This is a genomic window from Paenibacillus sp. MB22_1, assembly GCF_047200555.1.
Lineage (GTDB): Bacteria > Bacillota > Bacilli > Paenibacillales > Paenibacillaceae > Fontibacillus > Fontibacillus phoenicis.
The window spans coordinates 499456-521702 of sequence record NZ_JBLADV010000001.1; the positions used below are offsets into that span (position 1 = coordinate 499456).

The 22247-nt window shown below is 53.8% G+C and carries 21 protein-coding genes and 1 pseudogene; 19 read left to right on the top strand and 3 right to left on the bottom strand.

Going from position 1 to position 22247, the window contains the following annotated elements; translation table 11 throughout:
- Positions 1 to 2 precede the first annotated feature (2 nt).
- The 15 genes from spoVAD (at position 3) to ACL02P_RS02230 (ending at position 13513) form a co-directional block, all read left to right on the top strand.
- Positions 3 to 1025, top strand: coding sequence for a stage V sporulation protein AD (gene spoVAD, locus ACL02P_RS02160; protein WP_412836747.1), 1023 nt, complete (start codon positions 3 to 5; stop codon positions 1023 to 1025).
- A complete protein-coding gene (gene spoVAE, locus ACL02P_RS02165) occupies positions 1022 to 1372 on the top strand; it encodes a stage V sporulation protein AE (RefSeq protein ID WP_009224192.1) in 351 nt (116 codons plus the stop codon). Before spoVAD ends, spoVAE begins: the two co-directional genes overlap by 4 nt.
- A 104-nt stretch (positions 1373 to 1476) precedes the next feature.
- Positions 1477 to 2433, top strand: a complete 957-nt coding sequence (locus ACL02P_RS02170; RefSeq protein WP_009224191.1) for an AAA family ATPase — start codon at positions 1477 to 1479, stop codon at positions 2431 to 2433.
- 3 nt (positions 2434 to 2436) lie between these two features.
- Entirely contained in the window at positions 2437 to 3711 is a 1275-nt protein-coding gene (locus ACL02P_RS02175; RefSeq protein WP_412836748.1) for a DUF58 domain-containing protein, read from the top strand.
- A complete protein-coding gene (locus tag ACL02P_RS02180) occupies positions 3708 to 5966 on the top strand; it encodes a DUF4129 domain-containing transglutaminase family protein (RefSeq protein WP_412836749.1) in 2259 nt (752 codons plus the stop codon). Before ACL02P_RS02175 ends, ACL02P_RS02180 begins: the two co-directional genes overlap by 4 nt.
- A 136-nt stretch (positions 5967 to 6102) precedes the next feature.
- Positions 6103 to 6630, top strand: a complete 528-nt coding sequence (locus ACL02P_RS02185) for a YqeG family HAD IIIA-type phosphatase (RefSeq protein WP_009224188.1) — start codon at positions 6103 to 6105, stop codon at positions 6628 to 6630.
- A complete protein-coding gene (yqeH, locus tag ACL02P_RS02190; RefSeq protein WP_009224187.1) occupies positions 6627 to 7754 on the top strand; it encodes a ribosome biogenesis GTPase YqeH in 1128 nt (375 codons plus the stop codon). The genes ACL02P_RS02185 and yqeH overlap by 4 nt, the downstream gene beginning before the upstream one ends.
- A 292-nt stretch (positions 7755 to 8046) precedes the next feature.
- Positions 8047 to 8952, top strand: a complete 906-nt coding sequence (aroE, locus tag ACL02P_RS02195) for a shikimate dehydrogenase (RefSeq protein WP_009224186.1) — start codon at positions 8047 to 8049, stop codon at positions 8950 to 8952.
- A 45-nt stretch (positions 8953 to 8997) separates the two neighbouring features.
- Complete coding sequence (gene yhbY, locus ACL02P_RS02200) at positions 8998 to 9288, top strand: ribosome assembly RNA-binding protein YhbY (RefSeq protein WP_412836750.1); 291 nt, start codon at positions 8998 to 9000, stop codon at positions 9286 to 9288.
- 38 nt (positions 9289 to 9326) lie between these two features.
- On the top strand, positions 9327 to 9920 hold the full coding sequence (locus tag ACL02P_RS02205; RefSeq protein ID WP_412836751.1) for a nicotinate-nucleotide adenylyltransferase: 594 nt from the start codon (positions 9327 to 9329) through the stop codon (positions 9918 to 9920).
- A complete protein-coding gene (yqeK, locus tag ACL02P_RS02210) occupies positions 9904 to 10491 on the top strand; it encodes a bis(5'-nucleosyl)-tetraphosphatase (symmetrical) YqeK (protein WP_412836752.1) in 588 nt (195 codons plus the stop codon). Before ACL02P_RS02205 ends, yqeK begins: the two co-directional genes overlap by 17 nt.
- A complete protein-coding gene (rsfS, locus tag ACL02P_RS02215) occupies positions 10492 to 10839 on the top strand; it encodes a ribosome silencing factor (RefSeq protein ID WP_009224182.1) in 348 nt (115 codons plus the stop codon).
- Positions 10836 to 11753, top strand: a complete 918-nt coding sequence (locus ACL02P_RS02220; protein WP_339299612.1) for a S1 RNA-binding domain-containing protein — start codon at positions 10836 to 10838, stop codon at positions 11751 to 11753. The genes rsfS and ACL02P_RS02220 overlap by 4 nt, the downstream gene beginning before the upstream one ends.
- Before the next feature lie 42 nt (positions 11754 to 11795).
- Complete coding sequence (locus ACL02P_RS02225) at positions 11796 to 12569, top strand: class I SAM-dependent DNA methyltransferase (protein ID WP_412836753.1); 774 nt, start codon at positions 11796 to 11798, stop codon at positions 12567 to 12569.
- Positions 12570 to 12862: 293 nt separating this feature from the next.
- Entirely contained in the window at positions 12863 to 13513 is a 651-nt protein-coding gene (locus ACL02P_RS02230; protein ID WP_009224179.1) for an SGNH/GDSL hydrolase family protein, read from the top strand.
- Positions 13514 to 13564: 51 nt separating this feature from the next.
- Here ACL02P_RS02230 and ACL02P_RS02235 read toward each other — a convergent pair whose 3' ends face one another.
- Positions 13565 to 13894, bottom strand: a complete 330-nt coding sequence (locus ACL02P_RS02235) for a helix-turn-helix domain-containing protein (protein ID WP_028537439.1) — start codon at positions 13892 to 13894, stop codon at positions 13565 to 13567.
- Between the two features lie 315 nt (positions 13895 to 14209).
- Between ACL02P_RS02235 and ACL02P_RS02240 the strand changes: the two genes are divergently transcribed.
- Positions 14210 to 15574, top strand: coding sequence for a transcriptional regulator (locus ACL02P_RS02240; RefSeq protein ID WP_412836754.1), 1365 nt, complete (start codon positions 14210 to 14212; stop codon positions 15572 to 15574).
- Positions 15575 to 15747: 173 nt separating this feature from the next.
- Here ACL02P_RS02240 and ACL02P_RS02245 read toward each other — a convergent pair whose 3' ends face one another.
- Positions 15748 to 17307, bottom strand: a complete 1560-nt coding sequence (locus tag ACL02P_RS02245; protein ID WP_412837309.1) for an IS5 family transposase — start codon at positions 17305 to 17307, stop codon at positions 15748 to 15750.
- Positions 17308 to 17529: 222 nt separating this feature from the next.
- Here ACL02P_RS02245 and rnjA point away from each other — a divergent pair, with 222 nt between their 5' ends.
- The 3 genes from rnjA to ACL02P_RS02260 all read left to right on the top strand — a co-directional run bounded on the left by rnjA (position 17530) and on the right by ACL02P_RS02260 (position 21963).
- Positions 17530 to 19239 (top strand): ribonuclease J1, encoded by a 1710-nt coding sequence (rnjA, locus tag ACL02P_RS02250; RefSeq protein WP_412836755.1) that lies wholly within the window; start codon positions 17530 to 17532, stop codon positions 19237 to 19239.
- Positions 19240 to 19354: 115 nt separating this feature from the next.
- On the top strand, positions 19355 to 20749 hold the full coding sequence (locus ACL02P_RS02255; protein ID WP_412836756.1) for a helix-turn-helix domain-containing protein: 1395 nt from the start codon (positions 19355 to 19357) through the stop codon (positions 20747 to 20749).
- Between the two features lie 233 nt (positions 20750 to 20982).
- On the top strand, positions 20983 to 21963 hold the full coding sequence (locus tag ACL02P_RS02260; RefSeq protein ID WP_036644624.1) for a sugar kinase: 981 nt from the start codon (positions 20983 to 20985) through the stop codon (positions 21961 to 21963).
- A gap of 113 nt (positions 21964 to 22076) precedes the next feature.
- Here the strand turns inward: ACL02P_RS02260 and ACL02P_RS02265 are convergent.
- A pseudogene (locus tag ACL02P_RS02265) lies at positions 22077 to 22220 on the bottom strand (radical SAM protein); the annotation flags it as partial.
- Between the last annotated feature and the right edge of the window lie 27 nt (positions 22221 to 22247).

Sequence of the window (22247 nt, forward strand, 5' to 3'; positions counted from 1 at the left end):
CGATGCTGATCGGCGCGCAAACCTGGGAATTTCGCTCCAAGCCGGCCGTTATCGGAGCGGCGACCGTTGTAGGGCCTGAAGAAGGGGAGGGGCCGTTGTCCCACACCTTTGATTTCGTCTACGACAATTTGGAGATTGACGAGAAGACGTGGGAAAGAGCGGAGCGCAAGCTGTTGGAGCACGCTGGGTCCCTTGCCTTGGTCCATGCCGGCATTAACCGGGAGGATCTGTCCTTCTTCATCAGCGGCGATTTGATGAACCAGATTATTACCGCGACGTTTGCGGCCCGGACGATTGCGGCTCCGTATCTTGGGGTGTTCGGTGCCTGCTCGACCTCCATGGAGAGTCTCGCCTTAGCCGCATTTCTGGCTGACGCCGGCGGGGCAAAATATGTGATGGCCGGTACGGCCAGCCATAACTGCACTGTGGAGAAGCAGTTCCGCTATCCAACCGAATACGGTTCGCAAAAACCGGCCACCGCCCAATATACGATTACGGGCGCAGGCTGTGCGGTTGTATCGAAAGAGGGGAGCGGTCCGCGCATTACCCATGCCACGATCGGCCGGATCCAGGATCTCGGTGTTAAGGATCCGTTTAACATGGGAGCGGCCATGGCGCCGGCCGCTGTGGATACGCTGGTTTCCCACTTCCGCGATACGGGCCGGGGGCCCGAGGATTATGATTTGATCGTCACCGGAGACTTAGCTTCGGTGGGACATGCCATCGCCAAGGATTTACTTGAAAAAGACGGCGTCTCGATGGACAAAACGGAATTTGACGATTGCGGATTGATGATTTATGACCGTAACAAACAAACGTATGTGAATGCCGGAGGCAGCGGCTGCGGCTGTTCCGCCGTCGTCACCTATGGCCACATTCTAAGAAAATTAAAGAACCGGGAACTAGGCCGGGTGCTGGTCGTTGCTACGGGTGCCCTCTTGTCTCCGCTGTCCTATCAGCAAGGCGAGAGCATTCCCTGCATCGCGCACGCGGTTGCCCTGGAACAGGAGGTTAACGAAAAATGATATTTTTTTGGGCATTTGTCGTTGGCGGATTGATCTGTGTTATCGGCCAACTGATGTTTGACGTGCTAAAGCTCACCCCGGCGCACACAATGAGTTCGCTGGTCGTCGCCGGTGCAGTGATGGATGCGATTGGCTGGTATGACCCGCTGGTGAAGTTCGCCGGAGCGGGAGCTTCCGTACCGATTACAAGCTTCGGCAACTCGCTGGTGCACGGGGCATTAACCGAACTGCAGCGGGACGGCTGGATCGGGGTTATTACCGGGATCTTCGACGTGACTAGTGCGGGGATCTCGGCGGCGATCATTTTCTCCTTCCTTGCGGCACTTGTTGCCCGGCCAAAAGGTTAAAATTTTTGGAAAACGCATTGCTTTTTGCGGGAACAGTGTACTCCCTATCTATCTTCATGTAAAATAGGTAGATATATACAGGTCTTATTTGGGAGGGAAAATGCGTGCCCGTACATGAGCAATCGATGCAAACTTTGAACGCCGTAAAGAACAACCTGGAGTCGTGTATTTTAGGAAAGTCTTTTGAAATCAAGCTGCTGCTTTCGGCGCTGCTGGCCGGCGGCCATGTGTTAATCGAGGACGTACCCGGTACAGGTAAGACGCAGCTCGTGAAGGCGCTGGCCAAGTCGATGAGCGGAGACTACCGGCGGATACAATGTAATCCAGATATTTTGCCCAGCGACATTACGGGGGTATCGGTTTTCCATCCTCATGAAGAACGTTTCGTATTCCGGCCAGGTCCGGTGATGACGCATATTTTGCTGGCGGATGAAATCAACCGGGCAACTACAAAGACGCAATCCGCCTTGCTGGAAGTCATGGAGGAGCGAAGCGTCACTGCCGATGGCGTGACCTACCCGCTTCCTCATCCTTTTATGCTCTGCGCTACGCAGAATCCGATTGACTTTGAAGGCACTTATCTGCTGCCGGAAGCTCAGTTGGACCGCTTTATGATGAAAATTGGGATCGGTTATCCCGACGCCGACACGGAGAAAGCGATGCTGCGCTCCCATAGTCAAGGCCAGCCGGCAGATCAGTTGGAATCGGTTACAACGATGGAGGAGATTGCCGCCATCCAACGTGAGGTTCAGCGCGTGCATATCAGCGAACCGCTTGCCGATTACTTGCTGGAGATCGTTCGCCGGACACGGGAGCATGAAGAAGTGTTGCTGGGCGCGTCGCCGCGCGCTTCGCTCGCCTTTATGGCCGCAGCCAAGGCCTATGCTTTCCTGGAGGAGCGGGATTATGTGCTGCCCGACGATATTAAGACGCTCGCGCCATTCGTGCTGGAGCACCGGATTCTGCTGCGTCCCGAGTCCCGCCTGGGGCACCGGAACGTCAGCGAGGTGCTGCAGCAAATTCTCCGGCAGGTCCACGTACCGGTCGCCATAGGACGGTAACCGATGCGCGCGCTGGTTGAAGGCGTTAAAGCGGGCCTCACCTCCCGGAAGTTCTGGAGGGTGGCGTCCGTTTGGCTGGTCTGCCTGTTGTATGTCTTGTTTCAAGGCGGGAAAACCTCGCTGATGTTATTTATGATGGTTTCGGTGCTGAGCTTCTACTGGGCGATTGGAGGGTTTGGCGGCGTCAAACGGATCACGGGCTCGCGGACGCTTTCGCTCTCTGGAGAACGGGGCGGGTTGCTTCAAGCCGGGGATCAGGTGGTGGTGAAGCTGCAGCTGCAGCTTCCGGCATTTTTGCCGCTGCCTTACATCGTCGTCAGGGAAACGCTGCGGCGCCATAACGGGGACAACTGGATGTTCGAGGACAGCATTGTGCCTTATTTCAGCTCCCGATCCGAGCTGGTGTACAAAACGCCGCCCCTCGAGCGCGGGAAATACGCATTTGCCGGTACGAATTGCAGTGCTGAGGATATTTTTGGTCTCATGGAGCATACCAGCGTCTTTCAGACTGGCGGGGAGTTTCGCATCCTTCCCCGAACGGCGTTTATTCCGCACTGGGAGCTGTACAGCCGCAATTCGCGTCTTGCCGGTCCGGAGACGGCCGTTGCACTGTCGCGCCGGGAATCGACTCAAATCAACGGGGTGCGCGATTATGTGTACGGGGATCGGATTTCGCGGATTCATTGGAGCGCTACCGCGAAGACGGGGACCTGGAAGTCCAAGGAGTTCGAGCATGAATCGCTGCCGAAAATGGTTCTGGTGCTGGACGCCCATACGAGCGGATATTTCCGCCCTCCGCAGTTCGAATTGGCCGTATCGACGGCCGCGTCGCTGCTGGAATTTGGGGCTAGAGAACGGATCAGCATGGGGCTGTGCACCATGGGCAAGACCCTCCGTTACTTCCCGCCGGCAGAAGGTTATCTGGAGCGGCAGCAGATGCTGCACCATCTCGTAGATATCGATGCGGACGGATTCGGCAACTACAAGGATCGCTTAGAAGCGAAGCCGGATTTGTTTCAGCCGGGCGCGTTCTTTATCCTAATCAGTCCGCTGGCGGACGACAAGGTGCTGGCTATGCTTAGGTTAGCCAAATCGCGGCAGATGATCCCGTATCATATCCAAATCGGGGATGAGGCTGTGGCCGCAGGCGCGCCTAACACATATCAAACCGTTAAACGTTCCGCATGGCAGGCGACCCTGCAGGAGCGGGGACTTCGCGGCATTTACGTCTCCTCTCTGCGCGAGCTTCCCGCAGCGATGGGGGGTGCGAAGCTGTGAAACTTACGGCAAATTCTCAGCTTCCGAAGTCTTATCAGAGCTTAACCCTGTTGTGGATCGTGATCATTGCCATGCAATGGATTGATTTTACGGAGCCGCTGTGGTTTTCGGTCACGACCACTTTGGTGACGGTCACAATCATTATGATGGCTCTGATTGAATGGCTGCTTCCGGTGCAGGCGGCGTGGAAATGGACGATCAAGATCATCGCGCTGCTGTTGATTTGGAGGTTCATCCTGACCAGTTACGGGGTTTACGTTCCGTTTGGCCCGTTTTTTCCCGATCAGATTCGCGGCATGGCGTTAACCTTTACGCCGTATATCTGGTTTTCCTTAATCGCCTGGGTGCTGCTTGAGGCGGCGCTGCGGCTGGTCGTGACTCGTCTGAGAATTTTGGCGTTTTTGGCCGTCCATCTGGTTGCGTTTACGATTTTGGACTCTTTTACACGTTATTATTTATGGCAAAACGTAGCCTGGATTGTATTCGCCGGTCTCGGCTGGCTGGTGAGCGCTCATTTCTACGAGTATCGCCGGAAATATCCGCATGGCTGGCAACGGTTGCGGCAAAGCCCGTTCAAGATCGCCGTGAACATCTTTATGGTCTTTGCCTGCGTGCTGCTGATCGGAATCAGCATGCCGTCGGTGTCGCCTACGCTGACCGATCCGTATACGGCTTGGATCAAGCGCAGCGGGGGAGGCGGCGGCGGTCCCTCAGCCCTGACCAGCGCGTTGGGGGATAGCCCGTCTGCCGTACAAGAGGAGGTCGTCTCCGGCTACAGCCGCGATGACAAAACGCTAGGCGACGGATTCGAATTCAGCTACAGCCCGGTTATGTCCATCGAAACGCCGGTGAGATCTTATTGGCGCGGTGAAACCCGGCGCATCTACTCAGGGAAGGGATGGGCTGACCTGGAGCAGGAAGGCCGGGATACGGAACGTTATCGCGGCGGACCGGACGCCGACCCGCTCATGCACGATCAGCCGGGCAAGGTGGAAACGATGCGGGTAGAACAGATCGTGACGATGAGTACCGATAAGGTGTACCCGGTCTTGTTCGGCGGTTATGCCATCGAAAGCATCGAATTGCTGGACGAACGCCAGCAGGCGGATATGCGCTGGGCCGGCAAACAGGCGGAGCTGTTCTGGAACGGCTACCGCGATCCCGGGGATTTGCCGGATTATCCGCGGAAATATAAGGTGGTTGCCAATATTCCGCTGATCCCACTGAAGGAGTTGGAGCAGGTCAGTTACGATGCGTTGTATCCGGAAGGTGCGCCGGAGGAATATTTGCAACTCCCCAGCAACCTGCCGCAGCGGGTGAAAGACCTGGCCGAGGAAATTACCGCAGAAGGCGAGACACCCTACGCGAAAATGGATTTGTTGCAGCAATACCTTCGGCAAAACTACGAATATACGAACAAGCCGGATTTGACCCGCAGACGCAGCGACGATTTCGTCGACAGCTTCCTGTTTGAAATCCGGCAGGGGTACTGCGACTACTATTCGACGGCGATGGTTGTGATGGCCCGCTCGCTGGGCATCCCCGCACGTTGGGTTAAAGGGTACGCTCCCGGCAGTCAGCCAAGCGACGAGATGATGATGCGCAACCCGGAGCTGGGCCGAGCGTACAATGTGAGCAATGCGGATGCCCACTCTTGGGCGGAATTGTATTTCGGCGATTACGGCTGGATTCCGTTTGAGGCGACGCCGGGCTTCGTCTCTCCGATTATGGAGGCGCCGGAGGAGAGCGAAGATACGCTTACGGTGGATACGAACACCGATACGGAAGTGGTTGCAGCCGAAGAAAGCTTCTTCTCCAAGCTGGATCCGGTGGTCATGCAACGGATTTTCGTTTCGGCCGTCAGTGTCTTATTGCTTTGGACTTTATATCAACTGCGCTCGGAGTTGTATTTCCTCTGGCTCCGGCTGCGGCTGGGCCGCCCGCTGACGCCGGGGGAGAAGACGATTTACGAAACGCTGCGACTCGTAAGACGGATGCGGCGAAGAGGCTTCACCCGCGGCGACCAGGAAACGCTGCGGGAAGCGTTTGGGCGCTGGAAGCTTGAACGACCGCAGCTCGCGGAGGCGCTGGATCCGTTGCTGCTCTTATACGAGCAGGCGATGTACAGCCCGAGTCCGGCTGCCGCCGATTGGCGCACCGCGCGGGAGCTGTCGCGAAAGGCAACCAAATTGGTTGGCGGTCACGGTTGGAGGCAGGCTTGGCCGCCTGGCCCTAAACGGTCCCTTGGTCAATGATCCGATCGTAAACTTATATACTCTGTCAACGTTAACGCCCCCGTGCTTGCGCGGGAGGCGTTTTCTTTTTTAAAATAGAAGCATGTCGGGGGAATAATATGGTATAGTTTGTCGTATGAAACCGAGGTGAACGTATTTGTTTGAGAAGTTTATACCGAATATGCGCGTGGACAGCGTATTCGATATCGATCTGGAAGGACTCTATGCCCAAGGCTACCGCGGTATCATCACCGACCTCGACAACACCCTGGTCGGAGCCAAAGCGCCGCTGGCCACTCCCGAACTGATCGAATGGTTTGAGAAAGTGAAGAAATGCGGGTTTAAACTCGTGATTGTGTCAAACAATAATTTGGATCGGGTGTCGGTATTCGCCAACCCGTTAAATATTGAGTTTGTGCACGCAGCCAGAAAACCGTCCGGCGCAGCTTTTCACCGAGCGATGGAAATGATGGGGCTTGGCCCGAAGGAGACGATCGTGGTAGGCGACCAAATGATGACCGACGTCTTTGGCGGGAACCGGCAAGGGTTGTTTACTGTGCTCGTGCTCCCGATTTCCGTTCAGGATGAAAGGTTCGGCACGAAAATTAATCGCATGCTGGAACGAATCGTGAAGCGGCGGCTGGGCAAGGTTGGATTATGGCTCGAGGAGGACAAGAGGAGATGACGGAAGTACGGGGCGCAGAAGGCGCTCTTCGTTGCAGCGGGTGCGGTGCTGTGCTGCAAACGCAGGATTCAAGTAAGCCGGGGTACGTCCCGGAGCAAGCTTTATCGAAAGAACCGGTGATATGCCAACGCTGTTTCCGGATCAAGAACTATAATGAATCTTCATCCGTTACGGTGGAGCAGGACGAGTTCCTGCGGTTGCTGTCGCAGATCGGCAGTAAGGAAGCGTTGGTCATTCATATCGTGGATCTGTTCGATTTTCATGGCAGCGTGATTACTGGCTTGCAGCGGTTTGTTGGGAACAATCCGGTGCTGCTGGCGGTAAACAAGACCGACCTGCTGCCGAAAGTAACGAACTGGAACAAAGTCCGTAACTGGGTGCAGAAGGAAGCTAAGGACTTGGGGCTGAAGATCGAAGACGTCGTTCTGTGCAGCGCCAAGCAAAACAGCGGCTTCGACCGGCTGCTGGATGCGGTGGCGGCACGGCGCGGCGATCGAGACGTGTATGTCGTTGGCGCAACGAATGTCGGCAAATCAACGCTGATCAACCGGTTGATTCGGGATTACAGCGATCTGGATCAGGAGTTGACCGTTTCGCGTTATCCAGGCACGACGCTCGACATGGTGCACATCCCGCTGGATGACGGCCGGGCGATCATCGATACGCCGGGGATTGTGTATCCGTCCCGCTACAGCGAACTGGTAGCCCCATCCGATTTGGGCGTCATCATGCCGGACAAGCCGCTTAAGCCGGCGGTATACCAGCTGAATGAGGGACAGACGCTCTTTTTTGGCGGCTTTGGCCGGTTTGATTTCATTCAAGGGGAGCGCCAGTCGTTCACTTGTTTCGTCAACATCCGGGTGCCGATTCACCGTACGAAGCTTGCCCGGGCGGATGAGTTGTTCACGGAACATGCCGGGGAATTACTGTCACCGCCGAGCAAGGAGCATATTGAAGCGTTGCCGGAATGGACGCGCCATGAATTCCGGATTCCGAAGGGCAGCCGGAGCGATGTGTTTATTTCCGGCTTAGGCTGGATCAAAATTAACAACGATGCGGGTGCGGTCGTCGCGATGCATGTGCCTAAAGGCGTGAAGGTGCTCGTTCGGCCGTCGTTGATTTAAGGGTTTGATGGTGTGGACGCTGGCTGGCCTTGCTGGCTAGCGTCTTGCCATGCAGCACAGATAAGGGTAAAAAAAGGCGCTATTTGATGGAAAACGCAAGGATTGAGCAAAATAGCGGTCATTATGGGTGTTATTTTTGGAGCGTGGCCCGAAGTAGGGGCGATTGCGGCGTTTTTTAGGTGGAATAAGGCCATAATTTACCGCTATTTTTGAGTAGAAACGGACTTTAGAGTAAATAAGGCCCATTTGGACCTTTATTATTCGGAAAGTCCGGCGAGCGGGAGGAGAACCGATGGGAGAGCGAGAGCAGGCGAATCACGAAAAATGGGGAGAGACACAGGCAAGGGACTACGGAAGCGCTAGGCAACCGCTGCTGCTCGGCGTCATCGGCGATCCGATTCAGCATTCCAAATCGCCGGTGATGCACACCGCCGCCTTGCAGGCGTGCGGGCTTACTGGTGCTTACCTGCCGTTCCACGTCAAAGGGAACCGGTTGGAGGAAGCAATCCGGGGCATTCGCGCGTTGGGGTTCCGAGGCATCAATGTCACGGTTCCGCATAAGGTGGAAGTGATGAACTACTTGGACCACATCGACGAAAGCGCGCGGCTGATCGGGGCGGTGAACACGATCGTGAACGACGACGGCGTGCTCACCGGGTACAACACCGATGGTATCGGGTATATCCGCTCGCTGAAGGAGGAGGCTGCCCCTGAGCTGAAGGGCAAACGCGTGCTGGTGCTGGGCTGCGGCGGCGCAGCCCGGGGCATTGTGTACGCGCTGCTGCAGGAGGAGCCGGGGCGGGTGACAATCGCCAACCGCACCGGGGAGAAAGCGCAGGAGCTGGCCGCCGAATGGTCCGGGCTCGGCAGCTTAACCGGCTGCGGCATGGATGAGCTGGCTGAGGTGCTGCCGGAAGTGGACCTCATCATTAACACCACCTCCGTTGGCATGCATCCGCACGTGAGCGATTGTCCGTTGGATGCGCGGCTCATCCCGGAGGGGATCGTGGTCAGCGATCTGATCTACAATCCGCTAAAGACCGAGCTGCTGGTGCAAGCTGAGGCGAAAGGCTGCACGATTCACAGCGGGCTGGGGATGTTCATTTACCAGGGCGCTTACGCGTTTGAGCGTTGGACTGGCCTGATTGCGCCGGTGGGTGCGATGCGGGCAGCGGTCTTGGAGAGCATGAATCAATAACGCAAGTTGTCGCATAATTGAATGTTAAGGGGTCTTGAATACGACATGTTAACAGGAAAACAAAAACGTTACCTGCGCAGTTTAGCGCATGGGCTGCAGCCGATTTTTCAAGTTGGCAAAGGCGGCACCAACGAGCATATGATTAAGCAAATCTCGGAAGCGCTGGAGCGCCGGGAGCTCATCAAAATCTCTGTGCTGAACAATAATCTGGACGATCCGCAGGAAATCGCCGAGGAGCTGGCGAAAGGCGCCGGCGCTGAGCTGGTACAGCTGATCGGCCGGACGATTATTTTATATAAGGAGTCTCGTGAATATAAGCAAATCGAGCTGCCTTGAAACGAGCTGCATTCAAAGGTTATTGGAGGCAACGCAACATGAAAAAAGTCGGAATTATGGGCGGGGCGTTTGACCCGATACACCTCGGCCATCTGTTGGCGGCGGAGGCAGCCAGAGAACAATACTATCTGGAAGAGGTTTGGTTCATGCCCTCCCATATCCCTCCGCATAAGCATCAGGCCGGCGTGAGCGGCCAGCAGCGGCTGGAGATGGTCGAGGCGGCGATAGACAGCAATCCCGCCTTTAAGCCGCTGGATATCGAGCTGCGCCGCGGCGGCGTGTCCTACACGGTGGATACGATCCGGGAGCTGCGTGCACTGCATCCCGATCTGGAGTTTTATTTTATTATCGGGGCCGATATGGTGAATTACCTTCCGAAATGGGAAGGGATTGAGGATTTGGCCGGGATGATTTCGTTTATCGGGCTGCAGCGCCCCGGAAGCTTTCTGGAACTGGACGCGCTGCCTCCGTTTATTCAGGAGGCGGTGCAGCTTGCGGAGATGCCGCTTGTTGATATTTCCTCGAGCCTGATCCGCAGCCGCTTATCCGCCGGACGTTCGGTCAGATATATGGTACCGGATGCCGTGTATGAATATATGACAAGGAGCGGATTGTATGGGTTACAGCCGTGAAGAACTGATCGCCTCCGTTTCGGCGGGGATGCCCGCCAAACGCTGGAAGCATGTTGAAGGCGTGATGGAGAGCGCGGTCATTCTGGCCAAGAGGTATGGAGCCGATCCGGTCAAAGCGGATTTAGCCGCTCTGCTGCATGACTTGGCCAAGTTTTGGCCGATTGAGGAGCAGGAAGCGATCATCCGCGACAACGGTTTAAACGCCGAGCTGCTGAATCACGACAAGCAGCTGCTGCATGCTGAGGTCGGGGCATTCATCTCCAGGCGGGATTACGGGATAGAGGATGAAGAGGTGCTGGACGCGATCCGTTACCACACCTCCGGCCGGGTTGGCATGACGCTGCTGGACAAAATCGTATGTCTGGCAGATTACATCGAGCCGGGGCGCGAGTTCCCGGGCGTGGAGAGGATTCGCGAGCTGGCGGAAACAAGTTTGGAGGATGCGCTGATCGCGGGCTTTGACTCGACGATATCTTTTTTACTGGAGAAGGGGAAGCCGATCTTTCCTTTGACGGTATTAGCACGTAACGATTTGATCGTAAACCGACAAAAATCTAAGGAGGCTGAATGAATGGCGATTAGTTCCAATGAATTGATGAACTTGGCGGTGCAAGCTGCAGACGATAAAAAAGCAATGAACATCGTGGCGCTAGACTTGAAAGGGATTTCCTTGATTGCGGACTATTTTGTGATCTGCCACGGGAACTCGGATACGCAGGTGCAGGCGATTGCCACCGAGATTCGCAAAAGAGCGCATGAGGTTGGCGCCAATATTCGAGGCATCGAAGGCTTGGATTCCGCCCGCTGGGTGCTGATGGATCTGGGGGACGTTGTCGTGCACGTGTTCCATCGCGATGAGCGCGAATATTACAATATTGAGCGGCTTTGGTCGGATGCCAAGGTCGTGGAGACGGTATGAGCCTGGTCGCGGGAACCATCGTCTCTTTACCGATCGATCGCGAGGTATCGCCGTACGGGTATTTTCTAAGTGCAGGCGGGCAAGATGTGCTGCTCCATTACTCCGAGCTGACACGCCAGGTGAAGCCGGGGGAAACGGTGGAGGTGTTTCTGTTCTACGATACGGAGGACCGTTTGGCGGCCACGATGAAGAAGCCGTATCTCACGCTAGGCGAGCTGGCGCTGCTTGAGGTGGCTGACGTGCATCCGCGGCTCGGCTGCTTCCTGGAGATGGGGCTGGGCCGTCAGCTGCTGCTGCCGATCCGTGAGCTGCCCGAGATGAAGGAGCTTCATCCGCAGGTGGGCGACCAGGTGTACGTCATCATGGAGCACGACAAGCAGGGCCGTCTCAAAGCGAAGCTGGCTGGCGAGCAGGATCTGGCTCCCCTTGCTTTCCATGCTCCAACCTCGTGGAAAAACCAATGGCTCGACGCCATCGTCTACAAGCCGCTGCAAATGGGGACGTTTGTGGTCGTCCAAGGCGGCGTGCTGGGGTTCGGGGCGATTGGCTTGATCCACGCCTCGGAACGCAGCCGCTTGCTGCGCCTGGGCGAGCGCGTCCAGGTGCGGGTGGCCCATATCCGTGAGGACGGGCGCGTGAACCTGTCGATGGCGCCGCGCAAGGAAATCGGCATGGGCCAGGATGCGGAGCGCATTCTCGCGTATTTGGAGAGTCGTCCGGGCGGAAGCATGCCGTATTCCGACGCGACGCCGCCGGACCTGATCAAGCAGCGGTTTGCCATCAGCAAGTCCGCGTTCAAGCGGGCGCTCGGCAAGCTGATGAAGGAAGGTAAGGTTGTCCAGAAAGAGAACTGGACCTATTTGGTGCAGTCTCCAGTTGCCGGCACGGACGATCACGGGCAGCCGGAAGCTTAAGCAACAGCAGCAATTAGACAGAAGGCGGTGACAAGCAAGCCCATGGCATCTTATCGGAAATTTGCTTACGTGTACGACGAATTGATGGAGGACATGCCTTACCCGGACTGGATCCGGTTTGCCCGCACGGCTTGGGAACGGTACGGAATGCCAAAGACGGTCGTGGATCTCGGTTGCGGGACCGGCAGCATTACAATTCCGTTGGTGAATGCCGGGTTCGAGGTAATCGGCATCGATTTGTCCGCCGACATGCTGGCGGTGGCCCGCTGCAAAATGGAAACCACGCCCCAAGGCGCCCGGTTACTCCGCGAGGGCAGCGTGCGCTGGGTGCAGCAGGATATGACGGAGTGGTCCGTGCCGGAGCCGGTCGACGCCGTCATTTCTTTTTGCGATTGCTTGAACTATTTGCTGGAAGAAGAAGACATCATTCGGACCTTCCGCCGGACCTACGAAGGGCTGAAGCCCGGAGGGACGTTCCTGTTTGATGTGCACCATCCCCACACGTTGATCCGGTACGAGGAAGAGCAGCCGTTTGTTTGGGACGAGCCGAGTGTGTCGTATATCTGGACTTGCGAGCGAAACGCGCATCGCAACGAAATCGAGCATCATCTGACGATCTTCGCCCGGGAAGAGGAGCAGGGACCGGAATTGTACCGCCGGTTCGAAGAGACGCATATCCAGCGGGCGTACGACCCGGCATGGATGAAAAGCGAGCTGCTGCGCTGCGGCTTCCGCGAAGTCAGCATCTATGCCGATTTCGAGTGGGTCGAGGCGGTGGATGAGGCGGCCCGGCTCTTTTTTGTGGCGGTGAAGTAGACGGCCCCGAGTGCAAATCAGGGGCCCCAAGTGCAAATCCCTGCAAAAGTGCCGTTTTTTTGGGGATTTTCCGCATAAATCGCAAAATAAATGCAAAAGTGCAGGAATTTTTTATCCAATTCGGGGTTTGACGTTTTCCGTCTAAAATAACTGCAGTTTTGCAGGGATTTATCGAAAAAAGGCTGAAGTTCGCGAAGAAAACTGTATTTTTGCACTAATTTCTCCATGGAGGATCGCTGTCTCTCAAAGCTATAATGGGAAACGGAGATCATGGAAGGAAAGAGGGGAAACGCATGAAAAAGCAGTTGACCGTATTGTTTCAGGGGGATTCCATTACAGACGGAAATCGGGATCGCGGCACGGATTTGAATCATATTTTGGGCCACAGCTATGCCTACATCATCGCCGCGAAGCTAGGTCATGAATACGCGCATTTGCAGCCAAAATTCATTAACCGGGGCGTGAGCGGGGATCGGGTCTCCGACCTTTACGCAAGATGGAACGAGGATGCGATCAGTCTGAAGCCGGACGTGATTAGTCTGCTGATCGGCGTTAACGACGCCTGGCGGCAAATGAGCGGCGAACCTAGCGGGGCAACGGATCGTTTCGAACGGGCGTATCGTCACTTGCTGGAGGAGACGAAGGAAGTATTGCCGAACACCAAGCTGGTGTTATGCGAGCCGTTTATTTTGAAAACCGGAGCTACGGCGGAAAAATGGACCGAATGGGAGCGCCTGATCAAACGGTACCAGGATACCGTTCGTCAATTGGCTGAAGAGTTTGGTACGGTGCATGTTCCTTTGCAGGATGCGTTTGATGCGGCGACGGAAAAAGCCGAGGCCGCTTACTGGATCTGGGACGGCGTCCATCCGACGGCTGCAGGCCACGATGTCATCGCCAAACGGTGGCTGGAGGTCGTGGAGCGCAGCGGATTGTGGGACTAAGACGAACATAAATAAAGGGTTTAAAGCGGATCGATTCCGTTTTAAACCCTTTTATTTTTGACGAAACATTTCCTTCAGCACACGGTACGCACGCGCTTGTTCCTCGGCTGGCTGTTCCTGCAGCAGCTGCACGATCTGCCAAATCCAAGTTTGGTCCTGGAGCTCGTCGTACCCTGGATTGCGAAATAGAGCATATACGCTGATCTGCAGGGCATCCGCAATTTTATGCAGCGTTTCGAGCTGAACGTTTTGCTCCCCGCGTTCCAACCGTCCGATGTAGGAACCGTACGTTTCCGTCGACTCGGCCAGTTGTTCCTGCGTAAGCCCTTTGAGCTTGCGATAGTATCTGACATTTTTTCCGACCTGCTTTGCTACATCCATAGAGGCCACCTCTCGTATTAAGTTTAGTCCAAGCGGAGGGGCAAACTGCAGAGTATTCAAAGTTCAATATTTTATCAAAAAGAATTCATAAGTTCTCTATTGCATATTATTGACAAAATTCGAGTGGAATATTATTTTGAAAATAGAAAGTTGAACCATTCCTTTGGGATGGTTGATTTTTTCATATTGAAGGTTGTGAGGAGTGGTCTTTTTGAACAAATCAGGGTTGCAGATATTTCCATTTTATTCGAATTAGACATAATCCCCTAAAATCATGGATGAATAGTTTTTTTTGCAAAATAGAGGGGGATTCCTTTGAAACCGCGTGCCACTATTGTCGCTGCAATAGAAGAATATATGGTGCGACACCAGCTAAATCTCACTCAATTGGCCAAGCAGCTTGAACTGAACCCAGGGACGTTAAGCTCCATTCTGAACGGAAACCGTCCGCTGGCTGTAGATCAATTAGAACGGATCACCATGGTGCTGGGATTTCCGAGAGGCCATTTCTATAAGACTTATATCAGCGAGTATCTGCACGAGAAGGATCCGGATTGGCGAAGAGTAAAACCACTAATTCATAACTGCGCGGAGTTGGGCCAGTTTGATCGCATTCGGGAAATCGTTGGATTATTGCTGGACAACCCGCTTTATGCTCAACTTTTATTTGATTTGGCCGAAGAATTGTACGAGAAGGGCGAATATGAAGCAGCGGGGATCTTATACGAAAATGTGGCGATGACCGAGCGCAAGCAGCACTCCGAACGGTTGGCCCTTTGCCAATATCGTTTATTCCTGATCGGTCAAGGGACGAATCAGGATCAAAACTATCAGTCAGCGATCCAGTTCGAACCGTATATTGAGCGACTGGATGAAGCGAGTCAACTCGATGCGTTAAGGGATCTGGCCAATACCTATCGTGCCTTAAACCGATGGGATAGGGTGGAGAGTATTGCTCAACGATTGGAGCACAAGGCCAAAGTGTATTACTTTTCGGAACAGAAGCGAAAGATCTTGCAACGGAAGACAACTAGACCTTTGTTTTACTATTTGGCGTATTCCTATTTGCTGCTTGGGAGTGTACATAATTTGCGGGGGGAATATGACCAAGCCTTACTTTATATCCAACGCTATCATGATCTAAGTTGGGTGCGGGAAAACGATCCGGAAACGTTACATTGGCGGAACCTGTTTCGTGAATGGGCCTATGCAAACGCTCTTATAACCCGGCTTTCCTCCGGGGATATTACGGTACTCGATGAATATGTCACCTACTGCGAAAACAGACAAGCGGACAAGATCCTCATGATCTTCAATCTGGTTAAAAACGCCAATCGGCATGACTTCTCGATTGAACATATCCTTGAACGGTTTAAAGAAGATTTGGCTGCTTTAGATCATCAGCCCTTGACTACGGGAATGTACAGCCCGCAGTTTATTCTTGATCGGATCTCCCAACTTTATATCGAATTAGCCGATTATGATCTCCGCCGAGGTAAGTACCCGGAGGGGTTTCGTTACTTACTTAAAAGCTTGGAACAGTTCAATCAATTAAACAATTCACACCGAGCTGTCATGGTTAAATATGTAGAGCTATTCGAACGATACAGGAACTTTGCAACGCCGCAAGTCATCGATACATATGAGGAATTAATCAGCAAGTTAAAGAAAAGTGTATAATCCGTTGATGGAGCCACTGCCAAAGGAGCCGGTGTTGATGCACGGCTCTTTTTTTGTTGTCTTCCTTTTTTATGCAAAATTCCTCTTTTCGTGAAGGTTCTGCAGTAAATTCATCTGGTTCAGTGGAGAATTGTAAAAATTAAATAGGGCTTGCTGAACAATATTCGTTCCATCTACACCCAACGCAAGTCTCTAAACCCAAGCAGTCTGAAAAAATGCAAAAAGAGAACACGCAGTCGCCGCTCCAGATTCATGACCAGAAACTGAAGGGCGATGACGGTCAAACTGGTTTCGGCGCCACGCGCCCGAATGCGACCTAGGCCCAATTTGCGCTTGCCTTCTCCAAATTTTCCTTCGATCGCATTACGCTGTACAGCGTCCTGGCGCTCTTGCCGACGATCGGCGACTTCACTTTGCTCTTTCGAGGGTCTGCCGAGCTTCGGGCCACTAAGGCGAATCCCTAGCGTTTTGCAATAGTTCAGGTTGTCTCGATTGCGGTAGATTTTATCGGCTAGAATGACGGCGGGATAATACCCGAATCGCTGTTTGTACGCTTCCACCGATGCTTGCAGCGTGGTTGCCTCGTTGAAGCTGTCCCATTGTGCCGTTTCGATCCAAGCGTAACCGTCCACCAGACTGACGGCGATTTTGGCGCCGAACTCCACGTTCGCTCCAGCTTTGCCTCGAACCATCGGACGTACATGCGGCTGTTCGATACTCACGATGCGATCGGCGACGACATGCGTATTCTTCTCTAGCATTTCGCGCTGCTGACGGTAGAGCTCCGAGATGATCAGAAGCTGGCGATAGTGTCTTTTGCTCAGTTCCGTGAGAGGCGTATACTTCAAGAGGGCTTCAATAATCCGCAGATTCCGTCCCACGTAGCCAAGTTGCTTTTTGATCGCTTTGCGGATCACCTTGCCCGATGCCTTGCGTTGCTTGGAAACACTCAGGTACGATTTTCTGGCTTTCTCGCGGTACGTGCGCGGCTTCTCCATCGCTCCGACATGGGGACGGTGCAGCACGTCGATGATGTCTTCCAGGATTTCACGGGCGTGATTCAGCAGCCCCAAGTCAGTCGGATACTTGATGTCCGCAGGCGCGCATGTCGCATCCAGCATGAGGGTGCCCTTGTTCATGACTTCCGCTGTCGGTGCGGCTGTAGATGGCAGGACGTGTAGCTTTTTCGCCATGTTGCGGGGTTTCTTCGCCACAACAGGGGGCTCCTCGGGAATAGAGAAAGCGTCCCCTACCTCCATGGTGAGCTGCGAGCCGCCCGCGTCGTTGTCGTCGTCATCGCGATCTCGCTTGGACGATTTCGGTTTCGCCTCGACCTCTCGCTCTGCTTGCAGCGCGGCTTGGGCGATCCAGTCGTTGACTTCAGCTAGGATTTCCAAGCCGAGCCGTTCCCGAAAATGCGTGAGCAGGGAGTGATGAAACGGCACTTTATCGACATACGCGGTGTAGCCCAAGAAGAACTGCAAATATGGATTTTCCTGGATTTGTAAGGTGGTCTCGCGGTCACTTAAACCAAGGCGCTCTTTGATGATGAGCGAGCCGAGGGCGATACGTGCCGAGTATGCCTTTTGGCCGATGGCTGGGGACTTGAACGAGCTCACATATTTCTCTTCTACTTTGTCCCAAGGGATGATCGCCGCAAGCTGCACCCACCGATTGGTTGGATTTAATTTTCCGCCAAAGGGCAAATAGAAGTTTTCCAACAAGTCTGCCATATCTCGATTCAGCACGAACACTTTCGCTCACTCCATCTGCAAGGTTTTTTACCGATTTTCCGTGTTTTCTTTGCAGATGAATTCGACAAAAGTGCCTCTAAACCCTTGTGAGATAAGGATTTTTTGATTATTCAGCAAGCCCTAAATAGTTATTGTGCTCATAATTCAGTATAATTCTTATGAACCCATTGAACGAACTCTTCAGAGAGGATTATCGACCTAATGAATGTAGCAGCAACTAAATCAGTTAAGACAAATCGGCGTTCGAAGCCGTCACCTCCACCTGTCCGGATCTTTTCACTCGGCGGGATCGGGGAAATCGGAAAAAATATGTATGGCATCGAGTTCAGAGACGAAATCATTTTGATTGACGCGGGGCTTAAGTTCCCGGATTCCCGTTTGACGGGCATTGATTGCATTATTCCGGACATCAGTTATCTGATTGAGAACAAGCATAAAATGAAAGGGCTTTTCCTGACTCACGGTCATGAGGATCATATCGGTGCGATCCCGTATGTGTTGCGCCAACTGCAGCTGCCGATTTACGGCGGCCCGTTAACAATTGGCTTAGTGAAAGCCAAATTGGAGGAGCATCGGTTGCTTGGGCAAGCAGAGCTGCATGTGTTCCACGAAAATGATCGGTATGCTTTTAAGCATCTGGCCGTGCATTTTTTCAGGACGACACACAGCATTCCCGATGCCTTTGGCATTGTCGTGGATACTCCTTACGGATCTATCGTTCATACCGGTGATTTCAAATTCGACTTCACCCCGGAGGACCGTCCGGCGGATCTGTTTAAGATGGCCAGCGTCGGGGGAGAAGGCGTGTTGGCATTGCTTGCTGACAGCACCAACAGTGAGAAAGAAGGCTTTACCCCTTCGGAGCGCCGGGTTGGTGACGCCATCCTGGAGTCATTCCGCGGCTGCCGGGGGCGGATCTTGTTCGCCACCTTCGCCTCGAACGTGCATCGGCTTCAACAGGTGGTAGAAGCGGCCACGATCGTCAACCGCAAAATTGCAGTTATCGGCCGCAGTATGGAAAAAGTATTCGCCATCGGTCAGGATTTGGGCTATATCCGCGTTCCGGAAGGGATGCTGATCGATGTGAAGCACATCGACCGTTACCCGGAGGAGCAGATCCTTATTGTCTGCACCGGCAGCCAAGGTGAACCTAACGCGGCGCTCAGCCGAATTGCCTCGGGTGCGCATCGGAATGTCCAGGTTTATCCGGGAGACACGGTAATTTACTCATCCTCGCCGATTCCTGGCAATGCGCAAAATATTAACCGCAGCATCGACCTGCTGCTTCGCGCAGGTGCCAACGTCATTTACGGCTCGATCTTCGATATCCATACGTCCGGGCACGGCTGCCGGGAGGATCTGAAGCTGATGCTCAGCTTTATTCGGCCTAAATATTTCATTCCGATCCACGGCGAGTACCGGATGCTGCTCAGCCATCGCGATTTGGCGCTGCAAACGGGAATTCCTGAGGATCGCATCTTCATCATGAACATCGGGGATACGTTGTCGGTGTACCGGAACCGAGCCAAACGCGGGCGCACGATTCCTTCAGGACAAGTGCTCATCAGTAACGGGGAAATGCGTCCTACCCATGAAGACACCCTGTTGCTCGAACGGATGGAGCTGGCTCAGGAAGGGATTGTCATCGTCGTCATGACAGTCGACCGTAAGACACGGCAAATTTTGGCTGGACCAGACATCGTCTCGCGCGGTTTCGTTTATATGCAAGATGCCAGACCGTTGCTGCGGCGGGCGGAGGCGCTGTTGAAGCGGAACCTGAACCGCCTTGGCGAGAAGGAGCCTTACGATCATAACGCCTGGCTGCGCGCGACGCAGCAGCAACTTCGGCGGTATTTTGCCAAAGAAGTGGGCCGGACGCCGCATATTATGCCTTCCATCTTGGAAGTCTAGCATCGACAGTGGGAGCTTCCCGATCACGGGAGGCTCTTCTCTTTGAATTGACCGCTTGTTCGGAGTTCCGTATAATGTGTAAAAATATAAGGAGATCGCAAAGGAGGGAGATTCCATGAAAGAACCCACGATTCGTTCCGTGATCAGCGATCAGCTGGAAAGGAAGGGCTATTCCTTGCACAGCTTCTCTCGCCGTTCGGGAATTAACCGGGGAACGCTCAGCGCCATCTTGAACGGAAATCCCCCTAAACAGATCTCTATCGGTCAGTTGGACCTGATCACCCAAGCGCTGGAACAGCCGATCGGGTCGTATTATCCCTTGTATGTGGAGGAATGTATCGATTCAGACCATCCCAACCGTCGAAGGTTAAAAGCGTTTCTGCATCGCTGCGCGGAGATCGGCGAATTGGCTTGCATTGATCAAGTGTTATCTCGCTTAACCGAGGACTTATCGTATCTTCCGATGATTTTTGATCTGGGGGAGGAGCTTTACGAAGAAGGATACCGCGATGCTGCAAAGCTCTTCTACCATTCCGTCTGCGAAAACGAGAAGTACCAGCACTCAGAACGACTGGCAATCAGCCAATACCGCCTGTTCCGGATGAATCTGGGGGATGACGCGGAATCCAACCTGCGGACTGCCACCTGGTTCGAGCCCTATCGCAACCGACTTCCTGAGGATCTTCAGCTCGATGGGCTGCTGCAATTAGGGAACACCTATTACGCATTGCAAAAATGGATGTATGTCGTGAGATTTGCCGAGGAGCTGCAAACGCTGGCCCGCCGAATCTATGAAACGAGCTGGAAGGCCTCCTCTGCTCAATGGGATCGGGAGCTGCGTTGTGAGCGTCACCTGGTGGTTTACTATGGCCAAGGATATCTGCTGAAGGGCGCGGCATTGGAGCATCTGGGCAGGTATGAGGAAGCGCTGCAGTGTGTTGCTGAATACGCGGATTTAAGCTGGTTTGAGGGCTTGGACGAAACGGGCTTCAAAGAAGTGGAGAAATTTAAAGTCTGGGCCAGAGCGAACCGCTACAATCTGGAAATTTTAAATGGGAACCAAGCGATTCTTCCGGAATATATCCAGATGCTCAGAGAGCATCCGTATGAAGTGCTGCCGAGCCTGAGGATCATTGTCGAAGCCGCGAACATCAACGGTTTTCTAATTGACGACGTATTAAAAGAGTTTCCGATGAATACGGATTTATATAGCCTTTATCCCAATCACTATGTTTCCGCTATAAATAAAGACCGCTTCTTGGACCTTAACTATCAGCTGGCGATTTATCTGCTGCGCAAACAGGAGATTGAGGAAGGTTTGGAGAAGTTGATTTACGCGCTCCAATACGCGGTTTCTCTGAATAACAAGGAATTTTTCATAAAAATGGTTCCGCTATTCGAGCAACATCGAAGCTTCGCGACACAAGTGCAACTCCAGCAGTACGAATCTTTGATGAGGGAGGTGTTGAAGGTTGTGGAAGTGGGCAGTGGCGTTCGCTTTGTTGATTAGTTTAGGTTCTGGAGTATTCGGCAGCATCAGTCACAACGGCCCTATTACAGTGTACGAAAACGGAGTAGGGGGTTAATAAGACACCAGAACATAAGATGCAGTTTGGCAGGGACCAAGTCAATTCATCCGGGGGAACCCGTATCGATGGATTGGCTTTTTTTTTGATAGTTTTCCGAGTCCGGACATGAGATAATGGTAGTAAATTGACTCCAAAAGAAGGTGTGAATCTGAACATGCAGCAGTTAAGTGAATCTCGTCCGAACCCGGGAAGCCCCGAGGTGGTCACCTTTGGCGAAAGCATGGCTTTATTGATCGCGGAAGGGGGCAAAGGGCTCGAATATGCAAGCGCTCTCTCTCCATCGTTTGGGGGGGCGGAGTCCAATGTAGCGATCGGATTGGCACGGCTGGGCCAAACTTCCGGATGGTGCGGCCGCCTGGGGGACGATCCGTTTGGCCGGCGTATCCTGAAGGCGATCCGCGGCGAAGGCGTTGACGTATCCCGTGCGATGTTGACGGATGAAGCCCCTACGGGCATGATGGTACGGGAGAACGTGGCGGGCAAAAGCTCGGTCTATTACTACCGCAAGTTATCTGCGGCCAGCTTCATGCGACCGGAGCATCTGGACGAATCGTACATCGCCGGAGCCAAGGTCCTGCATCTGACGGGCATTACGCCGGCGCTTAGCGCTTCTTGCGTGGAAACGGCCCATGCGGCGGTGGATATCGCCAAGCGGCATGGGGTGAAGGTGAGCTTCGATCCGAACTTGCGATTGAAGCTGTGGAGCATTGAGGACGCGCGTAAGGTTTTGCTGCCGCTGGCGATGAAAGCGGATTATTTCCTGCCGGGACTGGATGAGTTAAAGCTGTTGTACGAGACAAATTCGATGGATACGATCATCGGCAAGCTGCAGGAGTTGTCTGCGATCAGTATCATCAAAGGCGGAGACGACTGCACCTACGTGCTGGAGCAAGGGCAGCTGAACCCGGTGCCGTATTTTAAAGTGGAACAGGTGATTGATACGGTGGGAGCGGGCGACGGATTTTGCGCCGGATTTCTGGCTGGAGTCGTACGCGGGTACAGCATGATTGAGGCCGTTCGCCTGGGGAATCTGGTTGGCGCTCAGGTCATTCAGGCTGTTGGTGACTGGGAAGGGTTGCCAAGTGCGGCGGAGATTGAACGTCTCTTGTCCGGCAAAGGGCATGTGGAGCGGTAAAGGGCTGGATCCTTTGCTGTGAACGGTTGTCGTTTGGGCTTTAATGTTAACGTGATCATTTTCTTAGGTAATGATAAAACCGCGGGAGCCTCGTCTCCGGCGGTTTTGCTTACTTATGGGGCGAACCCCTCCTGACTAAGAAATACTTGATGATCGGGAAAAACTTGCAGCAGGCGCTCATACACGATTCGGTAGGCGTCCGGTGAATACCAGGATTCGAGGCCCAGCTGTTCATAGATCGAGCGGATGCCCAGCCTCAGCGAATGAGAGTAGTGGGACAGGAA